The 23033-nt window shown below is 58.5% G+C and carries 22 protein-coding genes and 2 pseudogenes; 5 read left to right on the top strand and 19 right to left on the bottom strand.

Translation table 11 applies throughout. From position 1 onward, the window contains the following. Window positions 1–153 precede the first annotated feature (153 nt). Both ACEVBK_RS11575 and ACEVBK_RS11570 read left to right on the top strand, forming a co-directional pair. A complete protein-coding gene (locus ACEVBK_RS11575; protein WP_375055099.1) occupies window positions 154–1833 on the top strand; it encodes an alpha-glucosidase in 1680 nt (559 codons plus the stop codon). 78 nt (window positions 1834–1911) lie between these two features. After that, the gene (locus ACEVBK_RS11570) at window positions 1912–2532 is read left to right on the top strand and encodes a sugar O-acetyltransferase (protein WP_375055098.1); all 621 of its coding nucleotides are present in this window, start codon (window positions 1912–1914) and stop codon (window positions 2530–2532) included. A 544-nt stretch (window positions 2533–3076) separates the two neighbouring features. Here ACEVBK_RS11570 and ACEVBK_RS11565 read toward each other — a convergent pair. The 17 genes and pseudogenes from ACEVBK_RS11565 to ACEVBK_RS11485 all read right to left on the bottom strand — a co-directional run bounded on the left by ACEVBK_RS11565 (window position 3077) and on the right by ACEVBK_RS11485 (window position 15387). Then, complete coding sequence (locus ACEVBK_RS11565) at window positions 3077–3394, bottom strand: hypothetical protein (protein WP_375055097.1); 318 nt, start codon at window positions 3392–3394, stop codon at window positions 3077–3079. 1 nt (window position 3395) lies between these two features. Continuing rightward, window positions 3396–4424 (bottom strand): VENN motif pre-toxin domain-containing protein, encoded by a 1029-nt coding sequence (locus ACEVBK_RS11560; RefSeq protein ID WP_375058552.1) that lies wholly within the window; start codon window positions 4422–4424, stop codon window positions 3396–3398. Window positions 4425–4626: 202 nt separating this feature from the next. Further along, entirely contained in the window at window positions 4627–4842 is a 216-nt protein-coding gene (locus ACEVBK_RS11555) for a hypothetical protein (protein ID WP_375055096.1), read from the bottom strand. A 5-nt stretch (window positions 4843–4847) separates the two neighbouring features. Further along, window positions 4848–5111, bottom strand: a pseudogene (locus ACEVBK_RS11550) (polymorphic toxin type 17 domain-containing protein); the annotation flags it as partial. A 67-nt stretch (window positions 5112–5178) separates the two neighbouring features. Next, complete coding sequence (locus ACEVBK_RS11545; protein ID WP_375055095.1) at window positions 5179–5526, bottom strand: hypothetical protein; 348 nt, start codon at window positions 5524–5526, stop codon at window positions 5179–5181. A 10-nt stretch (window positions 5527–5536) separates the two neighbouring features. After that, window positions 5537–6187, bottom strand: a complete 651-nt coding sequence (locus tag ACEVBK_RS11540) for a hypothetical protein (protein WP_375058617.1) — start codon at window positions 6185–6187, stop codon at window positions 5537–5539. Between the two features lie 199 nt (window positions 6188–6386). Next, window positions 6387–6509 (bottom strand): annotated as a pseudogene (locus ACEVBK_RS11535) (hypothetical protein); the annotation flags it as partial. A gap of 167 nt (window positions 6510–6676) precedes the next feature. Then, complete coding sequence (locus ACEVBK_RS11530; RefSeq protein ID WP_375055094.1) at window positions 6677–7027, bottom strand: hypothetical protein; 351 nt, start codon at window positions 7025–7027, stop codon at window positions 6677–6679. Between the two features lie 441 nt (window positions 7028–7468). Further along, the gene (locus tag ACEVBK_RS11525; RefSeq protein ID WP_375055093.1) at window positions 7469–7768 is read right to left on the bottom strand and encodes a contact-dependent growth inhibition system immunity protein; all 300 of its coding nucleotides are present in this window, start codon (window positions 7766–7768) and stop codon (window positions 7469–7471) included. Continuing rightward, a complete protein-coding gene (locus ACEVBK_RS11520; RefSeq protein ID WP_375055092.1) occupies window positions 7765–9132 on the bottom strand; it encodes an RNase A-like domain-containing protein in 1368 nt (455 codons plus the stop codon). Before ACEVBK_RS11520 ends, ACEVBK_RS11525 begins: the two co-directional genes overlap by 4 nt. 97 nt (window positions 9133–9229) lie before the next feature. Then, on the bottom strand, window positions 9230–9439 hold the full coding sequence (locus ACEVBK_RS11515; RefSeq protein ID WP_375055091.1) for a hypothetical protein: 210 nt from the start codon (window positions 9437–9439) through the stop codon (window positions 9230–9232). Next, window positions 9436–9888 (bottom strand): hypothetical protein, encoded by a 453-nt coding sequence (locus tag ACEVBK_RS11510; protein ID WP_375055090.1) that lies wholly within the window; start codon window positions 9886–9888, stop codon window positions 9436–9438. The genes ACEVBK_RS11515 and ACEVBK_RS11510 overlap by 4 nt, the downstream gene beginning before the upstream one ends. Before the next feature lie 471 nt (window positions 9889–10359). Further along, window positions 10360–11157: a hypothetical protein gene (locus ACEVBK_RS11505; RefSeq protein ID WP_375055089.1), complete on the bottom strand. Its 798-nt coding sequence runs from the start codon at window positions 11155–11157 to the stop codon at window positions 10360–10362. Continuing rightward, window positions 11141–11419, bottom strand: coding sequence for a hypothetical protein (locus tag ACEVBK_RS11500; RefSeq protein WP_375055088.1), 279 nt, complete (start codon window positions 11417–11419; stop codon window positions 11141–11143). The genes ACEVBK_RS11505 and ACEVBK_RS11500 overlap by 17 nt, the downstream gene beginning before the upstream one ends. Then, window positions 11416–13431 carry a DUF637 domain-containing protein gene (locus tag ACEVBK_RS11495; RefSeq protein ID WP_375055087.1) on the bottom strand — a complete coding sequence of 672 codons (2016 nt, stop codon included), beginning with the start codon at window positions 13429–13431 and terminating at the stop codon, window positions 11416–11418. Before ACEVBK_RS11495 ends, ACEVBK_RS11500 begins: the two co-directional genes overlap by 4 nt. Before the next feature lie 290 nt (window positions 13432–13721). Beyond that, window positions 13722–14735 carry an alpha/beta hydrolase family protein gene (locus ACEVBK_RS11490; protein WP_375055086.1) on the bottom strand — a complete coding sequence of 338 codons (1014 nt, stop codon included), beginning with the start codon at window positions 14733–14735 and terminating at the stop codon, window positions 13722–13724. 337 nt (window positions 14736–15072) lie between these two features. Beyond that, the gene (locus ACEVBK_RS11485; RefSeq protein ID WP_202085154.1) at window positions 15073–15387 is read right to left on the bottom strand and encodes a pyrimidine/purine nucleoside phosphorylase; all 315 of its coding nucleotides are present in this window, start codon (window positions 15385–15387) and stop codon (window positions 15073–15075) included. A gap of 249 nt (window positions 15388–15636) precedes the next feature. Between ACEVBK_RS11485 and glk the strand changes: the two genes are divergently transcribed. Both glk and ACEVBK_RS11475 read left to right on the top strand, forming a co-directional pair. Beyond that, window positions 15637–16602, top strand: a complete 966-nt coding sequence (glk, locus tag ACEVBK_RS11480; protein WP_375055085.1) for a glucokinase — start codon at window positions 15637–15639, stop codon at window positions 16600–16602. A 116-nt stretch (window positions 16603–16718) separates the two neighbouring features. After that, the gene (locus tag ACEVBK_RS11475) at window positions 16719–17048 is read left to right on the top strand and encodes a PTS transporter subunit EIIB (protein ID WP_375055084.1); all 330 of its coding nucleotides are present in this window, start codon (window positions 16719–16721) and stop codon (window positions 17046–17048) included. Between the two features lie 39 nt (window positions 17049–17087). On the opposite strand, the gene ACEVBK_RS11470 is transcribed toward ACEVBK_RS11475, so the two are convergent. After that, window positions 17088–18119 carry a LacI family DNA-binding transcriptional regulator gene (locus ACEVBK_RS11470; protein WP_375055083.1) on the bottom strand — a complete coding sequence of 344 codons (1032 nt, stop codon included), beginning with the start codon at window positions 18117–18119 and terminating at the stop codon, window positions 17088–17090. A gap of 241 nt (window positions 18120–18360) precedes the next feature. Between ACEVBK_RS11470 and ACEVBK_RS11465 the strand changes: the two genes are divergently transcribed. Further along, window positions 18361–21045: an alpha-amylase family glycosyl hydrolase gene (locus ACEVBK_RS11465; RefSeq protein WP_375055082.1), complete on the top strand. Its 2685-nt coding sequence runs from the start codon at window positions 18361–18363 to the stop codon at window positions 21043–21045. A gap of 281 nt (window positions 21046–21326) precedes the next feature. Here ACEVBK_RS11465 and ACEVBK_RS11460 read toward each other — a convergent pair whose 3' ends face one another. Next, a complete protein-coding gene (locus ACEVBK_RS11460; protein ID WP_375055081.1) occupies window positions 21327–23018 on the bottom strand; it encodes an alpha-glucosidase in 1692 nt (563 codons plus the stop codon). Window positions 23019–23033: the final 15 nt, after the last annotated feature.

Raw genomic sequence — 23033 nt, 5'->3', positions numbered from 1 at the left:
AAGCGTGTCGGCGGAGGCGACCCTGTTGCCTCTGGTTCACGGAAATCTGAAACGGGGACTTGTGCGGATATGACAGTGTCGACACCGACATCAACACAGACCGATTTTCTATCCCGGCGGCGCTGTGCCGCCCCTGATAACAAGGACAATGCCATGACCACCACAACAAGCGGCCGGCTGCAGCGCAGCTGGTGGAAGGAAGCCGTTGCCTACCAGATCTACCCGCGCAGTTTTATGGACTCGAACGGCGATGGTGTCGGCGATCTGAACGGCATCATCATCAAGCTGGACTACCTGCAAGAGCTGGGGGTGGACGTGCTCTGGCTCTGCCCCATGTACCCGTCCCCCAATGACGACAACGGCTACGACATCAGCGACTACCAGGGCATCATGGCCGAATTCGGCACCCTGGCCGACTTCGACCGGCTGCTGGCCGAGGTGCACGCCCGTGGCATGAGGCTCATCCTGGATCTGGTGGTCAACCATACCAGCGACGAGCACCCCTGGTTTATCGAGTCCCGTTCCTCCAAAGACAATCCCAAGCGCGACTGGTATGTCTGGCGCGACGGCAAGCACGGCGCCGAGCCCAACAACTGGGAGAGCATCTTCAAGGGCTCGGCCTGGGAGCACGACCAGGGCACCGACCAGTATTACCTGCATCTCTTTTCCCGCAAGCAGCCGGATCTGAACTGGGAAAACCAGGCGGTGCGCGACGCGGTGTACGACATGATGCGCTGGTGGCTGGACAAGGGCATCGACGGCTTTCGCATCGACGCCATCTGCCATATGAAAAAGGAGCCGGCGCTGTCCGACATGCCCAACCCCCTGGGGCTGCGTTATGTGCCTTCCTTCGACAAGCACATGAACGCGGAGGGGCTGTTCGACTACGTGGACGACATGTGCCGGCAGGTGTTCCACCACTACGACATCATGACGGTGGGGGAGGTTAACGGCGCCGACGCGGTGGCGGGCGAGCAATGGGTGGGCGAGCAGCGTCGCCGGCTCAACATGATTTTCCAGTTCGAGCACGTCAAGCTGTGGGAAGCCAACCCGCACCAGCGCCTCGACCTGCTGGCGCTCAAGGATATTTTCGGCCGCTGGCAGGGCGGGCTGGAGGGCCGGGGCTGGAACGCCCTCTACGTGGAGAACCACGATATCCCGCGCATCGTTTCCAAATGGGGGGATACCCGGGACTACTGGCGGGAAAGCGCCACCGCCATCGCCGCCATGTACTTCCTGATGCAGGGCACGCCCTTTATCTACCAGGGCCAGGAAATCGGCATGACCAACACGGTTTTCGATAGCCTCGACGATTTCAACGACGTGGCCGCCAAAAACCAGTATGCCGAACTGCAGCGCCAGGGCTGGGCCGAATCCGACATACTGGCGCAGCTTTCCCGCACCGGGCGGGATAACTCGCGCACCCCCATGCAGTGGGACGCCGGCCCCGGGGCGGGCTTTACCACGGGTACGCCCTGGCTCAAGGTCAACCCCAACGCCGAGGCCATCAACGTGGCCGCCCAGCAAGGCGACCCGGACTCGGTGCTCAGTTTTTACCGCGCCCTTATCCGCCTGCGCAAGGCCGCGCCGGCGCTGATCTACGGCGACTACCGGCTGCTGCTGGCGGAGCATCCGCAGATCTACGCCTACCGTCGCAGCCTGGGGAACGAGCGCTGGCTGGTGCTGGTCAACCTGAGCGACCAACCGGCGGACTGTCAGCTGCTGGAGGAGGCGCTGCCGGCGGCCGGGCCGCAGCTGGCCAACTATCCGTCGGCCATGGCAGAGGGTGCGATCCTGCGGCCTTTCGAGGCCCGGGTATACCGGCTGGATTGAGCGGCCAGGGGCGGACAGCGGGTCCGCCCCTGGCGTATCATGATTCATTCAAGTCCAAACCAGATCCGGGAGGAAAGGATGAACGACAAGGCGCGCATGCTGGCGGGAAAACTCTATTCGTCCCTGGGGCCCGAACTCAGGGCCGATGCCCGGCGCTCGCGGCGGCTGACCCGGCTGTTCAACGCCACCACCGAAGAGCAGCAGGAGGAACGGCAACGGCTGCTGAAAGCGCTGTTCGCCGCCACCGGCGAACGGCTCTACATAGAGCCGCCCTTTCGCTGCGACTACGGCGGCAATATTTTTATCGGCGAGGGCTTTTACGCCAACTTCGACTGCATCATCCTCGACGTGTGCCGGGTCCGCATCGGCGAGCGGGTGCTGTTCGGTCCCCGGGTCTGCGTCTACACCGCCAGCCATCCCATCGACGCCGGGGTACGCGCCGAGCTTGAGTGTGGCAAGCCGGTGACCATCGGCGACGACGTTTGGGTGGGCGGCAACTCGGTGATCAACCCGGGCGTGCGCATCGGCAACCGGGTGGTGATAGGTGCGGGCTCGGTGGTGACTAAAGACATTCCCGACGACGTGGTGGCCGCCGGCAACCCCTGCCGGATCATCAGGCCGATCACCGAGGAAGACCGACAATATTGGCAGCAACTGCGCGACGAATATCGGGCGGAGCTGGAGCCGCCGGTTGCCTGAGATAACGCCATCGACACCCGGCCGCCAACACGGCCAGGGGGTAGCGTTTCTCCGTTTTCTGCTGGCGTAGGCGGTGCCGGCCGTTGCGTGGTCGGCTACGCCGACCGGAGTGACGGCTCCTGGGCCGGACGCCAGCCCACGTACTTGCGGAGGGCTGTCTGCTCGTACTTGTTCAGCAATATGTTGTCAGGCTAAGGCTCAGCTGTCGGCGCAGGGCAAAAGGCAAGACCTGACCCCGTTCGTGTTGTCAGGCTAAGGCTCTGCTGTCGGCGCAGGGCAAAAGGCAAGACCTGACCCCGTTCGTGCTCTGGATATTCGGTCAGGCTGAAACCGCTCGTCACGGCGAGCAAGCTCGCCCCTTGGGGGCTCCGCCGCGTCCTCCCTGGCGCGGAGGGTCTGCTTAGCAGAACCCAGCCGCTGCCGGTAGTGATCTACTCTTCGGAACAGTTATTTAAGACTCGGGTGCTGGCGTGGGGCAAAAGACAAGATCTGACCCGATCTTACCGCTTACAGGAACTGACCAGCCAAATAGCCGGGACGTTCCTTAATTGTCAATCAGCGTCCAAATGTCAGCTTTTATTCTATCCAATTCTTTGTTGGCTTTTACTCTGTCATCAAAGTCATCGCGCCATATGAAAAAATCAGAGAGACTACCGTTGCCAGAAACCATATTTCGATAAGTGTTTTCAACATATCTGACAGCTTCGTCGGCACTTCCTTTTCCTCCATATTCTGGTGGGCTGAGCGCCTCAATTATAAGGTTTACGCCACGAATCCAATTGTTTTCATTTTCTCTGATCATGACTTGCTTTAGTTCAATAAATAGACGAAGTAAGTCGTTGGATTTTTTTACACTATTCATATCAGTTTCTTCCTATTGGTGATACGTTCATTATCTGAACACCCTTGATATTCCAAGGTTGATTAACATATATCTGCATCACATTTTGTCCTCCAAGATAAACTCCACCTTGGCTGCCAACAGGTCCCTCATAGATAGTTGTACCTTTCGGTATTTTTATTTGATAAATAGATTCAATAGGAGAGGTACCAGTTAACGCGCCATTCGCATCTGTCCAGTGAGGCTTTACGGCAAGATCAATGCGGACTTGAGCAACAGAACTGGCAGGTTCGCGCGTAAACCATTGACCAAGAGCATTGCGACCGCCACCACCCTGACCAGCTCGATACAAGATAAGATCATCTTTGAGGGTAATGGTGTTGTATTTCCCTCCTGCAAAGTTCGCAGCAGGATTATTGGGTAAGCTCGCTAACGGTCCTGGATTCTCGATCATGTTATGAGCATAAGTGCGGGCTGTATTGTTTGGAACTACAACTTTTGCCGCAACCTTCTCAATCAATATACCGCCACCCTTGGCAGTACCCCAGCCGCCAGCGACGAGGGAGGCGAGGTCTGCGACCAGCTTACCACCTTCCACACCGGCGTTGAAGGCGCCGCCGGCACCGGCCCGTTCGTATTCGGCCATCATATGGTCGATACGGTCGAGATAGGACTGTTTCACCGCCGAGGAGACGGTGCCGAGGATATCGCCGCTGTTGATAACGCCCTTGAGTGCTTCCCAGGTTTCCAGGGGATTCATCCCCATATGGGCCAGGCCTATCACGGTGTCGTAGAGGCCGGCGGGTACGCCCATGGCCAGGCCAGCGGCAAAGCTGCCATCCTGGCCGGCATCGATGGCCGCCCATTTGGCGTACATGGAAGCTTTGTAGCCAATATCCTTGCAGTTATTGAGCTCCACCTCCCGCTGGGCCTTTTGCCGTTGGCTCAGGTAGTTGTTCTTCACCGCGGTATCGGCGCTGTTGATGGCGGTTTGGGCATTGCCGCCGGCGTAGGCAGTGATGGCACCGGCGGTGATTTTGCTTAAGGCCAGGGCGTGGGCCAGTTTGTGGGCAACATAGTACTTTTCCAGCTCCTTGATGTGGCTGGCGGCGGTGCTTATTAACCTAGCGGCAACCTCGAGCAGTCCTCAGCCCAGCAACCATACGGCTTTCAGGGTTGTGGCTGATGCACCTATCACCAGGTTAATCAGTTTTAGATGTCTGAGTGGAAAAATCTTGCTTCCGCTTTGATATCTAATAGAAATCCTCTCTTTTGAACTGTTTCCCTGTAGGCGTGACATCATTTTTTTCAAAATATACTGTGTGGTTTTCTCCATGGAGAACTACAGAGTAACCATAGGTGATTCCGTTTTCCTCACTAATACCAAGTACCACCCCAGTGCGGCCATTGTATTTTTTGTTTTTTGCATCATCGTTAACTTTGATTTCGCAATAAAAATCTATCTTCATGTTAATTACCTGTGTGTAATGCGGCCATCGAGAGAAACATTTAAGTGTGAGCCGTCTCGAGTTGCCCAACCTAATTGTGACTTTCCTGTACGGGACAGCTGGACATCCCATTCGAATGCTTGGCCAGCTGTACGAGAGGGGCCCTTTACCCATTCATTCCCAAACCTATCAAGGTAGCCATTGTTTGGCCCTCTTGGTAGAGGTTGTGATGGCAAGTATCCTTCGGGTGGTATATAGCGAATTTTACCTTCTGGGTGGCGAGGCTGCTTATCTGAATGACCGGTCATTTAAGTAAAGCCCGCCGAAGCGGAGTTTTAACTTTTCGATAGCTTAAGCTTATACGTTTCTTAATGTCCACCAACGGCAGCTCAATTCAGGCTCTAACGTGACTAAAGCTTCTGAAGTCACACCATGAATGTCAAACACAACATGAATGCCAGAGCTGGAACCATCATGCCGCAGCTCAATAGATCTCACCTTTTCCGAAGAGACTGTTGCCACTTCATGCCCACCGCAACGCAATGCGAACTGGAATGACTCGGTGACAGCACTGAATGAAATGTCAATTTCCAATCCATCATCCGGTGCCGTCTTTACGTAACGGCAATAGGCCATGCTGGGGTCTTCTTCGACCGGCTCAATACCAAACGCTTCCAAGAAATCATCAGTATTTGGAAAATTCATATCAACTTCCTCAGTGAAATGGAATCACGGTGCTTAGTTGGCGTGTGCCGTCTTCGAGAACTTGGAACGTACTTTCAAATTTGGCAACCTTGCCAGACGGCCCTATGAAAAGCGATTCCCGCACTTCAAAACGTCCGTACTGATTTGAAAATGTCCGTGTTATGTTCCCCTCAGTCTTAGCTGCAAGTTCGAGGTGTTGAGTCAACATTTGGCGACCTGCTGCCGTATCAGGAACACCAAGCCTCTGCATCTCAAAGGCTAACTGATTCGAGCGAGCTGCGTTGTGTGCATTACTGCTAACCCGCCCAAATAGATAGTCAAACTTGCCCGGAGCAATCACTACTCCCTTTGGAGCAACAACTCTTTCAGGTGTCGTAATTTTGTTTGGAGCTGCAACCTTCGCCGCCACCTTCTCAATCAAGATACCGCCACCCTTGGCAGCACCCCAGCCGCCGGCGACGAGGGAGGCGAGGTCTGCGACCAGCTTACCAGCTTCCACACCGGCGTTGAAGGCGCCGCCGGCACCGGCCCGTTCGTATTCGGTCATCATATGGTCGATACGGTCGAGATAGGACTGCTTCACCGCCGAGGACACGGTGCCGAGGATATCGCCGCTGTTGATAAGGCCCTGGATAGCCTTCCAGGTGTCCTGGGGATTCATCCCCATATGAACCAGGCCCTCGACGGTGTCGAAGAGGCCGGCGGATACCCCGGCGGCCAAGCCGGTGGCAAAGCTGGCATCCTGGGCCGGTGTCGATGGCCAGCCATTTGATGCGCACGCCGACTTGGCAGTCGACGTCGGTCTTGCAGTTATTGAGCTCCACTTCCCGCTGGGCCTGCTGCCGTTGGCTCAGGTAGTTATTCTTCACCGCGGTATCGGCGCTGTTGATGGCGGTCTGGGCGTTGCCGCTGGCGTAGGCGGTGATGGCACCGGCGCCGCAGCCGGCCAGGGCGTGGGCCAGCTTGACCGAGCGCCAGCCCACGTCCTGGCGCCGGGTTAGGGTGTTCTTTTCACCAAGTTTTTCACGCCCTGCAGCAGGATGCTGGTGTCCTGCTATAGGGCGTTGTTTGGGAATACGCCAATAGGTTAAGACTCAGGTGTCGGTGCGGGGAAACGACAAGACCAGCCCTGGTCTTGCCTTTGGAAAATCTATTTCCCATATCCTATTGAGATAATCCTCCCGCTTTTTGGCTCAACTAATAATTCATCACCATCCCAATTGAAGAGCTTTATGTTGTCATCCTTGGCGACGATTGATGTATAAGGACTATCGTCATACACATGCTTTATCTTTTCTATCGTCCACACGATGCTGCCGTCTTTATTAACCCCAAAAACGTTCTCGTTAAAGCATGAGCCTGGGTCCGGTTCAATACGAACTACAAGTATATCGGAAAAAGAAACTACCTGGGCTATTGGCCATTGAAACGACACGCTAGTACCAGATGGTTTAATTTTAAGTACATTGTTGGTAGCCGAGTGAGCAATTGACTCTTTCATGGTAATGGCCTCATGTTTTGGAATGAAGATGATGGGAGACGTTGAAGTGACTCGTATTGAATTGCTCCGCCATTTCCCCAGTTTGGCTGTTCGGCGACAGTGCCAACTCGAATTCTGGTCCCTGCAGGAACATGGACATCAGATACAAAAGTGGGAAGCTCAGGTAGTGCGAACTTATCTTTTATCTGCTGAGGGGTTAATCCTCTGATTTCATGTGGACGTATCAACCATGATCTGGCTTGGTTACCTTCACCGTGCACACGTACAAAAAACCTTTCTTGCCGAAGAATAATATCCCGAACTCGCTTACCTTCCGCATAAGGAGGAAGGTTGCCTTTTGCAAGATGAGGAGCATTTGCTTCAGCTACTGATCGTGGTCCTGTCAGATTATTGTTTGGAACAACGCCCGAACGAGGCGGGCGTTTTGCTCACAAAGAACACTCACACTTGAGAGAATACCTCACGCACCCTCTTTAGCCATTGCTCACAGGTAATTCCCTGGGATTCTGGATCAAAGTAGCATCCAACCTTATTGATCAAAATATCCCTTAGTTCACTCTCAGATAGATGAGCTGCCAAAAGTATATCGATTTCCTCTACCCCAGCTCGAATTTGATCGACTGTTTCAGATTCAACAATAGCCTGAAGCACCGACACATCGCTATCGAATTCATCCGGCCAATCTTGATAAAAATAGCAACCGAGTATCTGACCAAGAGTATATGTTTTATCGTTCATCATGGCTTTGTTGGAAACCCCGTAAGAATTTTGTAGCCGATTGGCGTTGATGGATCTCGAACCAATATAACTCTGGCCGAATTAACGTCGACCGCATCAGCAGATCCGCGTGTAACGGATATGCCAGCAGGATCAGGTAGTGTGTGATCAAGACGCAAGCGTCCTCCAGAACTATTTAGCCAATCTGTTATCTTGGCTTGGTTCGTATCAAGAACTTGTGACACAGCATTCTCTGCAGTAGCACGGTTATAGAAGGATGATGAGCCGGATATTCTTGGTTCTGCCGCCAAACGGTTCATAAGCGCTTGTTCAGACTGGCCCACATGCTTCGATAGCAAATGTCCGCCGACATTTTCATGGGCTTGCAAACCACCACCAGGAACAATTCGACTAAATGCGGCTTCACTGTTGTTTGGAACATCAATTTTACTAGGCGCCGTAATGGACTGCAACCCATAGTAACCAGCCAGTGTCGCGGTTACGGTATGCAGCATCATTGCACTATCGTAACGGTTGGCGGCGGTTGCCCAGCTGATCCCGGAAGTGCTCGCTATCGCCGCGATGGCCTGGTCACGTACGATGCTGTTGGCATCCAGCCCCTGAAGTATCGACTCCAGGTTTCTGGCATCCCGCGGGTAGAGGTCTTTATACAGTAGCGAGTAGGTGACGTTTTCACCGTACATCTTCAGCGCTTCCTGGGCCGTGCCGACCAGTGCTCCGCAGGCTGCGCTCCCTTTACTGCCGGACGGGCAGGCCTCCCTGATGGCCTGGTCGCGGGCGAGGTCAACCCCATTGAGCTGATCCAGGCGAGCGGCGATCCTGAGCTGTTCGTCGCTGGACAGTTGCCCGCCTCTCAGTTGGCGTTCCAGTATCGCCTTTTCCTCGGCCTCGCGCAGCAGGAGGTAGTTGTTCTTCACCGCGGTATCGGCGCTGTTGATGGCGGTCTGGGCATTGCCGCCGGCGTAGGCGGTGATGGCACCGGCGGTGATTTTGCTTAAGCCCAGGGCATTGGCCCGGTAGGCCTGCCATTCCTTTTCGCTGGCAAAGGCGCTGGGTTTATCCACCAGCTCGGCGACCATCTCGCCCACCGCTGCGCCGATGGCACCGTCGGCGCAGCGGCCGCCCACGGCGGCGCCGGCGCCGCAGCCGGCCAGGGCGTGGGCCAGCTTGTGGGCAACATAGTACTTTTCCAGCTCCTTGATGTGGCTGGCGGCCATGCCGTGCACCTGGTTGACCAGGCTGTTGCGCAGGGCGTCGGCCAGGTTGCCGCCGTTGATGGCGCCGTTGGTCAGCGACTGTCCGCTGGCGTTGACCAGGTTGACGGTGAGCTGGTCCTGCCAGGCGGTGCTGCCGGCCAGCTCCTTCATGCTGTTCAGGGCGCCGATGTGCTCGAGCACGCCGGCGATGATGAAGGAGAGAATCCCTTCCTAGGGAGGGATCCTCTTTAACATGACCATCTATAGATTAACAGACATTAAATAGCCAAAGTGCAAAGCCAACAAAAAAACCTATAATGCCCATCTTAAAATAGGTCCACATATTTTCTTTTATAAAACCAATGATGCTCTCGCCGCCACCGATCCAATAACCAAGAGCTTGGAATATTATGCTCATTAAAAAAAGAGCGATAAAATAAGCGCAGGATAGATATAGCATTAAAGCCATCTTTCTCATTTTTTGTTCCTATTGTGCATAAGTCCAATATTTAGTCCTGTGTTTAATAGCTCTGAAGCTACAGAATCTCCAATGTTCCCTGAAATGGAGGGGACGGAGCTGATAGGCGCCGGTTTTGTTATTGTCCAGACGCCAGTAGGTTTCCATTCATATTGCTTGGAGACAGGGTTGAGCACTCGCTCCATGGGAACCTTGATGATATTGCCGGTGGCGTAGCCTACGGATGCACCGGCTTTGCTCAGTAATGCAGCCATAAAGGGATCATCACCTTTTATCTCTGCCGAGTAATAGCCACCTACCGCGTTCCACATAACCGTCTGGTCATAACCTTTGCCTGCTGTAATGGCACCAATCATACCAGAACCAATAACATCCGAGAGTTTGACTTCACCGGTAGTGCCATATTGGATGGCGGCATTGGCTCCGCTTGATACTCCCGCTGCAATCAATTGCTCCTGGGCTGGACGTCAGCCCACGTACTCGTTCAGAAATACACCGACAAGGCAAAGGCCCAGGTGTCGACGCAGGGCAAAAGACAAGACCTGACCCCACTCGTTGACCCCATTCGTGCGCATTCCTTTTCGCTGGCAAAGGCGCTTGGTTTATCCACCAGCTCGACGACCATCTCGCCCACCGCTGCGCCATCCCTGGCGTTTAGCTGTTCCCGATCGCTGCCTCCACTGATCTACTATTCGGAACAGCTATTTAACGGACATTAAATAGCCAAAGTGAAAAGCCAACACAAAAACCTATAATTCCCATTTTAAGGTAAATCCACACATTACCCCTTAAAAATGAAATGATATCATCTCCATTTCCAATCCAGTATCCGAGGAAGTGGAATGCCAAACTCATTATAAAAAAAGAAATGAAGCTAGCGCTGCATAGATAAATGAGCAATAAGAGAGATCTTTTTTTTGTCATCTTATTCTTTCCTTGTTTTGCAATGCCTTATTTAGTGAATCAGAGGATAACTCTGATGTAAACGAGTCTCCTGCGTTTCCAAATATTGAAGGAATAGAGCTTTGAGGCGCCGGTTTTGTTATTGTCCAGATGCCAGTAGGTATCCACTCATATTGCTTGGAGACAGGGTTGAGCACTCGCTCCATGGGAACCTTGATGATATTGCCGGTGGCGTAGCCTACGGATGCACCGGCTTTGCTCAGTAATGCAGCCATAAAGGGATCATCACCTTTTATCTCTGCCGAGTAATAGCCACCTACCGCGTTCCACATAACCGTCTGGTCATAACCTTTGCCTGCTGTAATGGCACCAATCATACCAGAACCAATAACATCCGAGAGTTTGACTTCACCGGTAGTGCCATATTGGATGGCGGCATTGGCTCCGCTTGATACTCCCGCTGCAATCAATTGCTCCTGGGCCGGACGCCAGCCCACGTACTCGTTCAGAAATACACCGACAAGGCAAAGGCCCAGGCGTCGACGCATGGCAAAAAACAAGACCTGACCCCATTCGTTGCTGTGTGAGGCCAGCCAAGAGCGCCCGGATCTGGGCGCGGATTGGGTACGGGAGAACAGCGAGGTGATTATCGGCGGCGACTGGCTCACCGAGTCCGGTATCACCAGCGCTGAACAGCTTGAGGTAACCGCCGCGCCCGGTGTGATTCGGTTGCAGCGGCGGGAATTGGATGTTTTCAAAGCATAAAAGAAAAAATCCCGGCCAGTTGGCCGGGACTCTTTATTTCTGTTTTTCACTCTGGACTTTTTTGCGTCTGTTTTCTTCTATTTTAGCTTTAATCCAAATGCCGATACCTAGAACTGCACCAGCCGAGACTCCTTTTCTTATCGCAGAAACACTTTGAGCTAACCAATCAAAATTCAAATCATTACTACTGGTTAAAAAAAAGAATACCGCAACACTTAGCACAGCAAAAAAGATGGTCACAGAAATAATTAAAGACCAATAAATAACCAAAGAAATCAATAAGGGAATACCCGCCCTTTGAAATTTAATCATTTCTTACCTGCCTTATCTATTTCTTCTTTTACAGCACCACCAACAGCCTCAGATATGACAGAACCCACTACAGCGCCTCCTATATCAGAAGTAGTTTTATCAACTACCTGGCCGATTGCACCCGAAGTAACCTGTCCAGCTTTACCTCCCAGCAATGAGCCAGCTCCTGCCCCAATTGCAGCCCCAGTTGGATCCTCCCCTTTTAGCGCACTACCCAAAGCAGCACCGCCCATATTGATTCCAGCAGATACACCTATACCTTTCCCTGTAGTTGCTGCGGCGGTAACACCGGCGACTATCGCATCAACGTAGTTAAACGGATCCTTACCACCAAGCTGAACGGCTGTATTAACACTAACACCTATCGCCGCATTGCTCAATACACCGGCTTTGATTGAATTTGCTAATGGCCCTGTCCCAAATGCCAATATGGGGTCACCAATACTTGCATTGGATTTATGGTATCCCCACGTTTTCATGATGGTTTGAGCTTTCTGCTGAGCTTCCGTCTGCGGGGCTGACTTCAGATAATCCTGTCCTGTCAGCATTCCAGTAATCAGCTCTTTAGTTACTGCCTCACCGTACTGAGCATGCATTTCGGCAGCGTATACCCTAATATAACTCGCCAGTTCTGTGCGCTCGCCAGTACTTAAGTCTGCTGGATCTTTATTAAATTTAGCTACCAATGCATCACTACGTTTATCAGCATTTTCAAGCTGTAAAAACTCTTTCGCGGTTTGCAGAGACTTATCACCTTTCAATACTTTCTCTGCCAACTCATCCCGTTTCGTTGAAGACGTCGTACTGAGGACGTTATTCCTCACCGCGGTATCGGCACTGTTGATGGCGGTCTGGGCGTTGCCGCCGGCGTAGGCGGTGATGGCACCGGCGGTGATTTTGCTTAGTGCCAGGGTGTTGGCCCGGTAGGCCTGCCATTCCTGTTCGCCGGCTGTGGCGCCGGGCTTGTCCTGCAGCTCGGCGACCATCTCGCCCACCGCCGCGCCGATGGCGCCGTCGGCACAGCGTCCGCCCACGGCGGCACCGGCGCCGCCGTGGGCGTGGGCCTGCTTGTGGGCAACATAGTACTTTTCCAGCTCCTTGATGTGGCTGGCGGCCATGCCGTGCACCTGGTTGACCAGGCCGGTGCGCAGGGCCTCCCGCAGGGCGTCGCTCAGCTTGCCGCCGTTGATGGCGGCGTTGGTCAGCGACTGTCCGCTGGCGTTGACCAGGTTGACGGTGAGCTGGTCCTGCCAGGCGGTGCTGTTGGCCAGCTCCTTGATGCTGTTCAGGGCGCCGATGTGCTCGAGCACGCCGGCGGTGAGGGCGGCGGTGATCGTGGCCCGGGCCACCCGGCTGCTGCCCAGCTCTTTCAGGGTGTTGCCGAGGTTGCCGCGGTTGTTGATAAGGGTGATGCTGGCCTGGGTGGCCAGGCTGCCGAGGGCGGCGTCCAGCATCAGGCCGGCAGGGGTGGTGCTGGTGCCCAGTAAGCCGAGGCCGGGACCGGCCGCCCAGGCTACCGCCACCGCCACCAGGGCGGCGCCGGCCGGGGTTAGTCCTTGCTGTTGGTATTGCCACTGGTCGTGGGCCAGCTTGACCGAGCGCCAGTCCACGTCCTTGCGTCGGGTCAGGGCCCCAAGATACGCCATGCCCGGTTGGCCGGCCAGCTTTTGCACCTCGCGGCGGAAGTCGCCGGCGGGCAGTTGCGCGGTCAGCCCGCCCGGGGCCTGGAACACCGGCAAGCCGGGACCGCTGAACTGGGGCAGGGTAAGGGTTTCCCGGTAGTAGCCCTCGCCCTGCTGCTTTTGCCACACCACATAGTCGCTCTCGCGGGTGCGGCTTTCTTCCACCGAGTTTTTCACGCCCTGCAGCAGGATACGGGCGTCCTTGCGGGCGGTGTCGCCCACCCCGGCGCGGAACAGGGCCCGGCCGCCGTAGCTGACCCGGGTACCCTGCAGCAACTGGTCGCCGCCCGAGTCGCTGGTGATGTCCCGCCGGCTTTGCAGTTTGGTCACCTGGCCGGTGAGGGGGGCCCGGCTGTGGGTGCTGTTGGTGCTCTTGTACTTGGCCCCAAACAGGCTGCTCTTTTTGTGCGAGGTGTCCTTGTGGTTGGTCTGATCCTGCACCAAGTAGTAATTGATATTGTCGCCGGCGCGCAGCGACAGGTCGCCCCTGGCATTGAACGGGGTGGCGAAGGTGGAGAGGTCCCTGCCGGCAAACTTTCGTTACGCCCTCTAATGCGCGACAGTGAACCGCCGGTTACTCGGGGTCATGTTTCAGACCCAATCCAGTTTCAATCGCGCCTTCAGGGAGACTGCAGGGCAGACGCCAAGCGATTGCCAGCGTTCAGAAAGCGGATGACGGTCGAGGCGATTTCCTCATGCAGTTTCGCGCGTGGGGCAGTTTCTCCCTGGCAGATGAAGGCGTCCTCCTTCAGGATCTCTTCCGCTCCCGGCTTGCATTCGCTCATAAACGAAAAGTGCGTGGCGCCGATCACCTCCGCGTAGCGGCTGGTGGCGGCCGGCAGCAGCTTGGCTTGTGCGCGGCTTTCCCACCCCAGAGGCAGTGCCGGATCCCCGATCCCGGCGGCAAGCGCCAGAGTCGGGATGGACAGCTCGCGCAGACTGCCGGGGGTGAAGCCATGGATGCCTTCCATGTCCAGCAGCACCGCCGCCGAAATGCGGTCATCGCGCCCATCGGGCACGGCGGTTTGCTTCGTCATGCCGCCGTTGCGAAATACCGTGCAGACCATTTTATCCGTGCTGTTTCCGCACGCGTCCTGCAGGCGGGCGGGATCGAACACGCCACCGGCCAGGGCCAGCGCCGTCCAGCCGCCCAGGGAATGACCGATCACCGCGATCCGCGCCGGGTCGGTCCGGGAGGCCAAGTCATCATCCGCCAGCAGCGCATCCAGTACTCGGGAAAGCTGGCGCGGCCGTTCGGCAAGGCGCGTCGCCCAGGATGGATCCATATCGCCGAAGGTAGTGCCGGGATGGTTGAGGCTGACGGCGAGGTATCCGGCCTGCGCAAGCCGCGCCGCAAGCCAGGCCTGATTGCGCCACAGGCCGCTGTAGCCATGAGAAAGCAGCGCAACGGGATGCGTGCCCGCCAGAACGGGGGCGCCTTTCACCACCCGCACGCCAACGAAAACCGGGTTGTCCGCGACGAGCGTTGCGGGCTCGTCACGTGCCGACGGGTACCACACGACCGCCTCGATGTCCGGTATGTCGAGCGAACGGACGCCGATCGGGTGGGATGGTTCTGCCGCCAAAATGGCGCACAGGCCGAGATACAGGAAAAGGGATGTGAAGTAGCGCATGGAAACCTCCGTGGTTGACCGAGCCCTCTGTTTCGCATGTCTCCCCTTACCAGCGAGACCTCAAACGCGATCAAGGACATCCTGCAACCATGTAGCGCGGCCCGAATATATGCGCGACCAGACCTTTTGCCTCCACGGAACGGGGAAAACCATACAACTGGGTAAAAAAGGTGGGCAGGTGAGCGGTGGCCGTCCCGGAGCTGGGTGTCGACCCGTGATTAACGGCAGGGGCTGTGTATGGCGAGAACGGTTGCCTGGTTGGGGAGCCGAAATACGTCCCTGTAGGGTAGGCATGTCCCGGGGCTAAGCTAAGCTAAGCCTGGCCCCGGGAAGTGGCTTAATCGAAGTAGGAGCAGCAGTAGTCCACCAGGCTGTGGACCTTGAGCTTGAAGATGGCGTTGGCGGGCACGTTGAAGGACTCGCCGCCCTTGATGCTCTGCCAGTCGTCGCTGCCCGGCAGCTGGACGTCCAGCTCGCCGTCGAGGATTTCCATCAGCTCGGCGGCGGCGGTGTCGAAGGTGTATTCGCCCGGCAGCATGATGCCGAGGGTCTTGCGGCTGCCGTCGGCGAATTTGACCACCCGGCTGGTGACCTTGCCGCCGTCGTAGACATTGGCCTTCTTGATCACGGTAACGTTGTCGAATTGAGACATGATACTTCCTGTATGAATGCGAAAAAACGGCCCCTGGTTATAGCACAAAGGCCGGCGGCGTAAACGGAATTTTTATGCCGTTCTCTCCGCCCCGGCCGGCGAAGGAGGCTACCTCCTGCTGGCATAGATAAAACCTATATTGCCAGCAATAAAATCGATTTCATTTGTACCATGGCCGTCTTTATGCTGGCCCCAGTCCGAGCGGGCCCGACCCGCCATGCCACTTCTTTAATCTAGCGAGTAACGACGATGATCCAGTATATCCTGGTGGGCGACGTGGGCGGCACCAATGCCCGGTTGGCCCTCTGTGAACGAGCATCGGGCGCCCTGTCCGGCATCCGCAGCTATCCCACCGCAGACTACCCCGGCCTGGAGCAGGTGATCCGACATTATCTTGCCGAACAGGGGGTGGCGGTGACCGAGGCCTGCATCGCCATCGCCTGCCCGGTGCAAGGGGATGAGGTGGTGATGACCAACCACAGCTGGCGCTTTTCCATCGCGGCCATGCGGGCCGGCCTGGGGCTGGCGCGGCTCGAGGTGATCAACGACTTTACCGCCGTGTCCATGGCGATACCGGCGCTGGCGCCGGAAGACCGTTGCCAGCTCGGGGGCGGGGAGGGGCGGCCCGGCCAGCCGGTGGCGGTGTACGGCGCCGGCACCGGCCTGGGGGTGGCCCACCTGGTGCCCTGTGGCGATACCTGGCTGAGCCTGCCCGGCGAGGGCGGCCATGTGGATCTGGCCCCGGGCAACGCCGAGGAAGAGGAGTTGCTGCGGGTACTGCGCCGGCGCTGGGCCCATGTGTCGGCGGAACGCCTGCTCTCCGGCAGCGGCCTGGTCAACCTCTATCAGGCCCTGGCCGAGTTGGTGGGCCGGTCGCCCGAGGCGCTGGCGCCCGGGCAGATCACCGAGCGCGCCCTCGGCGGTGACTGCGAGCTGTGCCGGCGGACCCTGTCCCTGTTCTGCGTGCTGATGGGACGCTTCGGCGGCAACCTGGCGTTGAACCTGGGTACCTTCGGCGGCGTCTATATCGCCGGCGGCATAGTGCCGCGCTTCTTCGACTTTTTCCGCGATTCCGGCTTCAGGGCGGCGTTCGAGGACAAGGGCCGCTTCAGTGACTACCTGGCCGCCGTCCCCGTTTTCCTCATCACCCACCCGCATCCGGGGCTGCTGGGGGCGGGGGCCTATCTGCGCCAGCAGTTGGGGATGCGGCTCTAACGGTAGGGTGAGGTCGTTCACTCAATCAGCGTTTTGTCTGTCCTGGATGATGGGGTAGTATATGCTATATTTAAAGCGCTTTAATTTTTGAGAGCTGCCATTACCGAGGAGTCAACATGAACCAAGAATCCATTGCCGCCGAACTGCTGGACGCCATGGGCGGGGCCGACAACCTGGCCCGGCTCTCTTACTGCGCCACCCGGCTGCGGGCGGATATCCATGATGAGACCCGTTTCGACAAGAGCCGTATCGAGCGGCTGGCGCCGATCGTTGCGGTGATCGAAGGTGGTGTGCTCGGGCAGCACAAGGCCTATCAGCTGGTAGTGGGGGCGGGGAAGGCCCAAGCCTTGTACGAGACCCTGGTCAAGGCCGGCCGGCTTGAACAGAGCGAAGAGCGCGGCTTGCTGAAAGGGTTGGGCCGGCGTCTGTTCGGCAGTCGGGACTGAGTTCGCCCGACCGGCGCGCTTGTCGCGCCGGTTTCGGGGTCAGGAGCGGGGGCAAGGTCCGCAGGAACGGCGCACGATCAGCTCCACCGGTACCACGGTCTGCAGGGACTGGGGATCGGCACCGTCGAGCAGCGCCACCATCATCTCGGCCAGGGGCCGGCAGGCGTCCATAAAGGGCGAGCGGGTGACCGTGAGCGGCGGATCGAAATGGTCGGTGCGCAGGAAGGACACCACATCGTCGTGGGCGATCACCGACAGTTCCTTGCCGATGGTGATACCCAGTTCTCCGGCGGCCCGGTAGACGCCCAGTGCCTGGGTGGCCGAGGCGCAGATAATGGCGCTCGGCACGGGCCGGGAGGGATCCCCCAGCCAGCTCAGGGCCTGCAGATAACCGTCGTCGTCGGTGGTGCCGGTATTGACGCTCCAGGCATCGGGCGGCGCCAGGCCCTGCTGTTGCAGGCGGTCGTGAAAGGCGCGGGCCCGCTCGGCGGTAAAGGCCAACTGGGCCGGGCCGTTAAGCAGGGCGATACGTTGGTGTCCCAGGGCGAGCAACAGCTCGGTCGCCTGGTTGATGGCGTCGTAGTTGTCGATGTCGTAGTAGGGATAGTCGACCTGGCTGGCCGAACGCCCGTGCATCACGAAGGGAAAGCCCTGTTTTTGCAAAAAGGCGACCCGTTCGTCTTCGAGCTCCGGGCTGTTGAGGATAAGGCCGTCCACCGCCCGGCCGGCCACAAAGCGCTTGAACGAGTCCAGCGCGTTGCCCTGGCGGGCCGAATTGATCAGCAGATCGTAGCCGGCGTTGCCCAGGTGGTGGCTTATTTCTGCAATCATCTGCACGTATTCCGGGGCGTTCACCAGTTCGTCGCAGGACCTGAGCACTATGCCCACCATGCCGGATTTGCCGGTGGCCAGCTTGCGGGCGCCCAGGTTGGGCAGGTAGTTGAGCTGCTTGGACGCCTCTAACACCCGGCGCCGGGTCTTTTCGTTGACCTCGGGATAGCCGTTCAGGGCCCGGCTGACCGTCGCCTGCGACAGCCCCAGATGCTCGGCCAGATCCTTTAACGTGACCACCGTCCTCTCCTCTTGCTGTAAGCGTTTCAATTAAGTATGCCGTTGCCGGCCGGTAACAACAGCACAATATCACCATTTTAACGGGATTGATCAACCAAAAGGCGGGGTGGGTCACAGATTCTGCATCGGGAAGTACGGCCGTCTTGCGTTGATGATTTAAAGCGCTTTAATTTTGTAGTGGGTATCACCCCTTTTGCTCCGGCCCCGGGCCGGCACTTCCATCATCCATAGGGACTAGCAGATGAATCGTACCGTACTGGCCATGGCCCTGGGCGCCATCATGGCCACGCCCGCCCTGGCGGACACCCAGCCCCGCACCCTGTTCGACAGTCCGCGCCACGGCATCGAGGACGAGGTGTTCTACTTCGTGCTGCCGGACCGTTTCCATGACGGCAATCCGGACAACAACCAGGGTGACCCGAACGACCCCCATGCCTCCGGCGGTTATGACCCCACCGACAAAGGCATGTTCCACGGCGGCGACATCGCCGGCCTGCAGCAGAAGCTCGACTACCTGGAGGGGCTGGGGATCACCGCCATCTGGCTGACGCCCATCCTCAAGAACAAGGCGGTACAGGGCGACACGGCCGGCTACCATGGCTACTGGACTCTGGACTTCACCCGTCTGGATCCCCATTTCGGCAACAATGAGGAGATGAAGGCCTTTATCGCCGCCGCTCACGAACGCGGCATCAAGGTATTCTTCGACATCATCGTCAACCACACCGCCGACGTGATCAAATACCGTGAATGCCACCGGGAGGACGGCGCCCACCTGGCCGGACTGGACCGGTGCGACTACCGCTCCCGGGAGCGGGTGGCGGCCGGGGAGGGCTATACCCCCTTTATCCCGGTGGGAGAGGAGAACGCCAAGGTGCCGGCCTGGCTCAACGATCCCCGGTTCTACCATAACCAGGGCGATTCCAGCTTTTCCGGCGAGGACAGCCTCTACGGCGATTTCTTCGGGCTGGATGATCTGGACACCGGCAACCCCGAGGTGGTGGCCGGGTTGATCGATATCTTCACCGGGCTGATCGACGAATGGCGTCCCGACGGCTTCCGCCTCGATACCGTCAAGCACGTGGATGCCGACTTCTGGCGGGCCTTCGCCCCGGCCGTGCTGGACCATGCCCGTGACAGCGCCGGCATCGCCCATTTCACCATGTTCGGCGAGGTGTTCAGCAGCGATCCGCGTGAACTCAGTTTCTACACCCGCAGCGCCGGCATTCCCACCGTGCTCGACTTCGGCTTCCAGGCCGCCGCCGGTGCTGCCCTGGCCGGTCAGGGCGGTGCCGAGGCCCTGACGGCCCTGTTCGAGCAGGATGACCGCTACAACCATGCCGGCGGCTCCGCCAACCAGCTGCTGAATTTCCTCGGCAACCACGATATCGGCCGCTTCGGCCATTTCCTGCAGGCGGGCGGAGAGCAGGACGACGCCAAGCTGCTGGCCCGCTACCGCCTGGCCAACGCCCTGCTGTTCTTCAGCCGGGGTGTGCCGGTGATCTACTACGGGGACGAGCAGGGCTTTACCGGCGAAGGCGGTGACAAGGATGCCCGCCAGAATATGTTTCCCTCCCGGGTGGCCAGCTACAACGCGGGCCGGCTGATCGGCACCACTGCCACCACCGCCGACGACAACTTCGATCCCTCCCACCCCCTGTACCAGGATATCGCCGGCCTGAGCGTTCTGTATCGGGAGCATCCGGTGCTGCGTAGCGGCATTCAGATGGCCCGCCCCAACAGCGATGACAACGACAGGGTGCTGACTTTCTCGCGGGTGGATCTGGCCGAGGGGGTGGAATACCTGCTGGCCTTCAACCTGGCCGACGAGGCCCTGAGCCTGACCTTGCCGGCGGCCGGCGACTACCGGCCGGTGGCGGGCGAGGTTGTTTCCCGGGTGAACGAGGGTCAGTTGCAACTGACCCTGGAACCGCTGCAGTTTGCCATACTGAAGGCCCAGGGCATCGGCCCTTCGCCGGTGGCGGAGCCGGTGCTGAGCGGGCTGGCGCCGGGGGCCCGGGTAGCGGGCCTGCTGGAGCTGGAGGTGACGGCCGAGGCCCTGGCCGGGCAGGCGCTGCCCCAGTACCAGGTGTTGTTCGAGGCCAGCCTCGACGGTGGCGACTTCGAGACACTGGCGGTGGACAATAACGCCCCTTATCGCCTCTACTGGGATACCAGTGCACTGGCCGAGGGCACCGAAGTGACCCTGCGCGCCAGCCTGAGCAACCTGGTGGCGCCGCCGCGCCAGGCCGAGGTGTCCTTCGTTCTGGACGGTCGTTCGCCCCGGCTCGAGCTGAGCTACGCCAACCCCCGGGAGCTGCCCGAGCTGCTGCTCTACGATGAGGACGGTGGCATAAGCCTGCTGCGGGATGCCGATGCCGCCACCCCGGGCTTCCAGGCCGCCTTCGACTGGGGCGAGGCCGCCCGCCGCATCCTGGTGTTCGCCCGCCTGGATCGGGAAGAGGGCGCCACCATCCTGGAGCGGCCGCTGGTGCTGGAACGGGAGCGGGTGATGGGGCTAAGCCGGGAGAATGACAAGGGCGAACTGGTGGCCCCGCTCCGGCTGGAGGGCGCGTCCAGGCCCCTGCTCGAGCTGGTGCCGGAGCCCCTGGCCACCGAGCTGCACTTCCGGGGGGGCGCCAACGACTGGGGACTGAGCCCGCTCGCGGCGGTGGCTCCCGGTACCTACGCCGGCAAGATCCGGGCCCGGGCCGGAGTGAGCGAGTTCAAGTTCGCCGACGCCAGCTGGGGCCTGCTCAACCTGGGCGCGCCACTTACCGCCACCGGACTGAGCGCGGGCGGCAACCCGGGCAACCTGCGCCACCGCTTCGCGCAAGACGGCGACCACGATGTGACCCTGTGGCGGGCCCGGGATCCGGACGGGGTCGAATATTACCTGCCGTTGCTGGAGCCGGCGGCAGAATAACCAAATAACCAACAAGGGCGCCGCGGCGCCCTTTCAGTTTGTTGACCAGTCCACCATCCGATTTTTCCCCTGCTATTTCCCCGTCAATACTGGCGTTTAACCGTCGTCACCAGGAATGACGAAGTCAAAAGCGGGAGTAATGCCTACCGTCCTGCCCGCGCAGGCGGGCATCCAGGGCAAGGGGCACTACTCTCCATACCCCATTGCTTCTGCAGAGTGTGGATGGACTCCCGCCTTCGCGGGAGTGACGTGTGGGAGTTACAGGATATGGGGGGAGGGGATCAGTCGTTCAGCCGGTAAACCCGGGCTTCGAAGGGGCGCAGATCCAGGGTGTCGCCGGCCGGGTGCGGTGCGACCGGGTAGTTGGCCAGGGCCAGTCGCTCATGATGCAGCGGCCAGGGCAACCGCCGCCGCTCTGCCGGTCGGTTGCTCAGGTTGACCAGCACCAGCCAGTGCTGGCCGTCGAGCAGGCGGCTGTAGGCGTACACCTGGGAGTCCGACTCCAGCTCCAGCCGGTAGCGGCCGTAGATCAGGGCCGGCTCGGCCTTGCGCAGGCGGATCAACTGGCGGTAGAAACCGAGTACCGAGTCCGAGTCGCGCCACTGGGACGCCACGTTGATGGTTTCGAAATTCGGGTTGAGCGCCAGCCACGAGCGATCAGTGGTAAAGCCCGCCCCGGGGCCGGCGTTCCACTGCATGGGGGTGCGGGCATTGTCCCGGCTGGTCTGCGACAGGGTCCGGATGATCTCGGCGTCATCCACGCCCTGTTGCTTCATCTGGACATACTGGTTTTTGGCGGCCACGTCGTTGAAATCGTCGAGGCTCCCGAACATGGTGTTGGTCATGCCGATTTCCTGACCCTGGTAGATAAAGGGCGTACCCTGCATCAGGAAATAGAGGCTGGCGATGGCGGTGGCACTCTGGTACCAATAGTGCTCGGCGTCACCCCATTTGGAGATGATGCGGGGCACGTCATGGTTCTCCACGAAGAGCGCATTCCAGCCAAAACCTTCCACTCCCGTCTGCCAGCGACCGAAGGCCTGCTTGATCTGTGACAGGTCCAGGCCCGCCGCCTCATCTTCCGCCCACAGCCCCACATGGTCGAAGGCGAAGATCATGTCCAGCCGCTGGTGCCGTTCGCCTATCCAGTCTTCCGCCTGGGCCGGTGATACGCCGTTGGCTTCGCCCACCGTCATGATGTCGTAACGGTTGAAGGTTTCCCGGCACATCTCGTCCAGGTGCTCGATAATGCCGTCGACGTTCATCATCTTGTCCCAGGCGGCACCATAGGCCTGGCCTTCCAGGGCAGGGACGTCGCTCAGGCCGGCTTCCTTCTTGATATGGCTGATGGCGTCGAGGCGGAAACCGTCGATGCCCTTGTCCAGCCACCAGCGTACCATCTCGTAGATGGCGTCGCGTACCTCGGGGTTTTCCCAGTTCAGATCCGGCTGCTTGCGGGAAAACAGATGCAGGTAATATTGTTCTGTGGTCTGGTCATATTCCCAGGCCGAGCCCTTGAAGATGCTCTCCCAGTTGTTGGGCTCGGCGCCATTTTTGCCGTCGCGCCAGATATACCAGTCGCGCTTGGGGTTGCCGCGGGAAGAGCGGGACTCGATAAACCAGGGGTGCTCGTCGCTGCTGTGGTTGACCACCAGGTCGAGGATGAGCTTCATGCCACGGGCGTGCACCTCGGCCAGCAGCCGGTCGAAGTCGGCCATGGTGCCGAACTCGGCCATGATGCCTTGGTAGTCACTGATGTCGTAGCCGTTGTCGTCGTTGGGGGACGGATACATGGGACAGATCCAGATCACATCGATGCCGAGATCCTGGAGGTAGTCCAGCCTGGCGGTGATGCCGTTCAGATCGCCGATGCCGTCGCCATTGGAGTCCATAAAGCTGCGCGGGTAGATCTGGTAGGCCACGGCTTCTTTCCACCAGTGGCGGGTGACGGAGGTAGGGGGTTGCCCGGGCATAAAAATCCTCGTTGA

Source organism: Zobellella sp. DQSA1, from assembly GCF_041950555.1.
Lineage (GTDB): Bacteria > Pseudomonadota > Gammaproteobacteria > Enterobacterales > Aeromonadaceae > Oceanimonas.
The sequence above is the reverse complement of the archived record's forward strand: the minus strand, read 5'-3'. Positions and strand labels throughout refer to the sequence as shown.

Coding starts and splice junctions, on each gene's coding strand:
- ACEVBK_RS11575 (WP_375055099.1), top strand. CDS start 154: ATGACCACCACAACAAGCGGCCGGCTGCAGCGCAGCTGGTGGAAGGAA.
- ACEVBK_RS11570 (WP_375055098.1), top strand. CDS start 1,912: ATGAACGACAAGGCGCGCATGCTGGCGGGAAAACTCTATTCGTCCCTG.
- ACEVBK_RS11565 (WP_375055097.1), bottom strand. CDS start 3,394: ATGAATAGTGTAAAAAAATCCAACGACTTACTTCGTCTATTTATTGAA.
- ACEVBK_RS11555 (WP_375055096.1), bottom strand. CDS start 4,842: ATGAAGATAGATTTTTATTGCGAAATCAAAGTTAACGATGATGCAAAA.
- ACEVBK_RS11545 (WP_375055095.1), bottom strand. CDS start 5,526: ATGAATTTTCCAAATACTGATGATTTCTTGGAAGCGTTTGGTATTGAG.
- ACEVBK_RS11540 (WP_375058617.1), bottom strand. CDS start 6,187: ATGAATCCCCAGGACACCTGGAAGGCTATCCAGGGCCTTATCAACAGC.
- ACEVBK_RS11530 (WP_375055094.1), bottom strand. CDS start 7,027: ATGAAAGAGTCAATTGCTCACTCGGCTACCAACAATGTACTTAAAATT.
- ACEVBK_RS11525 (WP_375055093.1), bottom strand. CDS start 7,768: ATGATGAACGATAAAACATATACTCTTGGTCAGATACTCGGTTGCTAT.
- ACEVBK_RS11520 (WP_375055092.1), bottom strand. CDS start 9,132: ATGAAGGAGCTGGCCGGCAGCACCGCCTGGCAGGACCAGCTCACCGTC.
- ACEVBK_RS11515 (WP_375055091.1), bottom strand. CDS start 9,439: ATGAGAAAGATGGCTTTAATGCTATATCTATCCTGCGCTTATTTTATC.
- ACEVBK_RS11500 (WP_375055088.1), bottom strand. CDS start 11,419: ATGATTAAATTTCAAAGGGCGGGTATTCCCTTATTGATTTCTTTGGTT.
- ACEVBK_RS11490 (WP_375055086.1), bottom strand. CDS start 14,735: ATGCGCTACTTCACATCCCTTTTCCTGTATCTCGGCCTGTGCGCCATT.
- ACEVBK_RS11485 (WP_202085154.1), bottom strand. CDS start 15,387: ATGTCTCAATTCGACAACGTTACCGTGATCAAGAAGGCCAATGTCTAC.
- glk (WP_375055085.1), top strand. CDS start 15,637: ATGATCCAGTATATCCTGGTGGGCGACGTGGGCGGCACCAATGCCCGG.
- ACEVBK_RS11475 (WP_375055084.1), top strand. CDS start 16,719: ATGAACCAAGAATCCATTGCCGCCGAACTGCTGGACGCCATGGGCGGG.
- ACEVBK_RS11465 (WP_375055082.1), top strand. CDS start 18,361: ATGAATCGTACCGTACTGGCCATGGCCCTGGGCGCCATCATGGCCACG.
- ACEVBK_RS11460 (WP_375055081.1), bottom strand. CDS start 23,018: ATGCCCGGGCAACCCCCTACCTCCGTCACCCGCCACTGGTGGAAAGAA.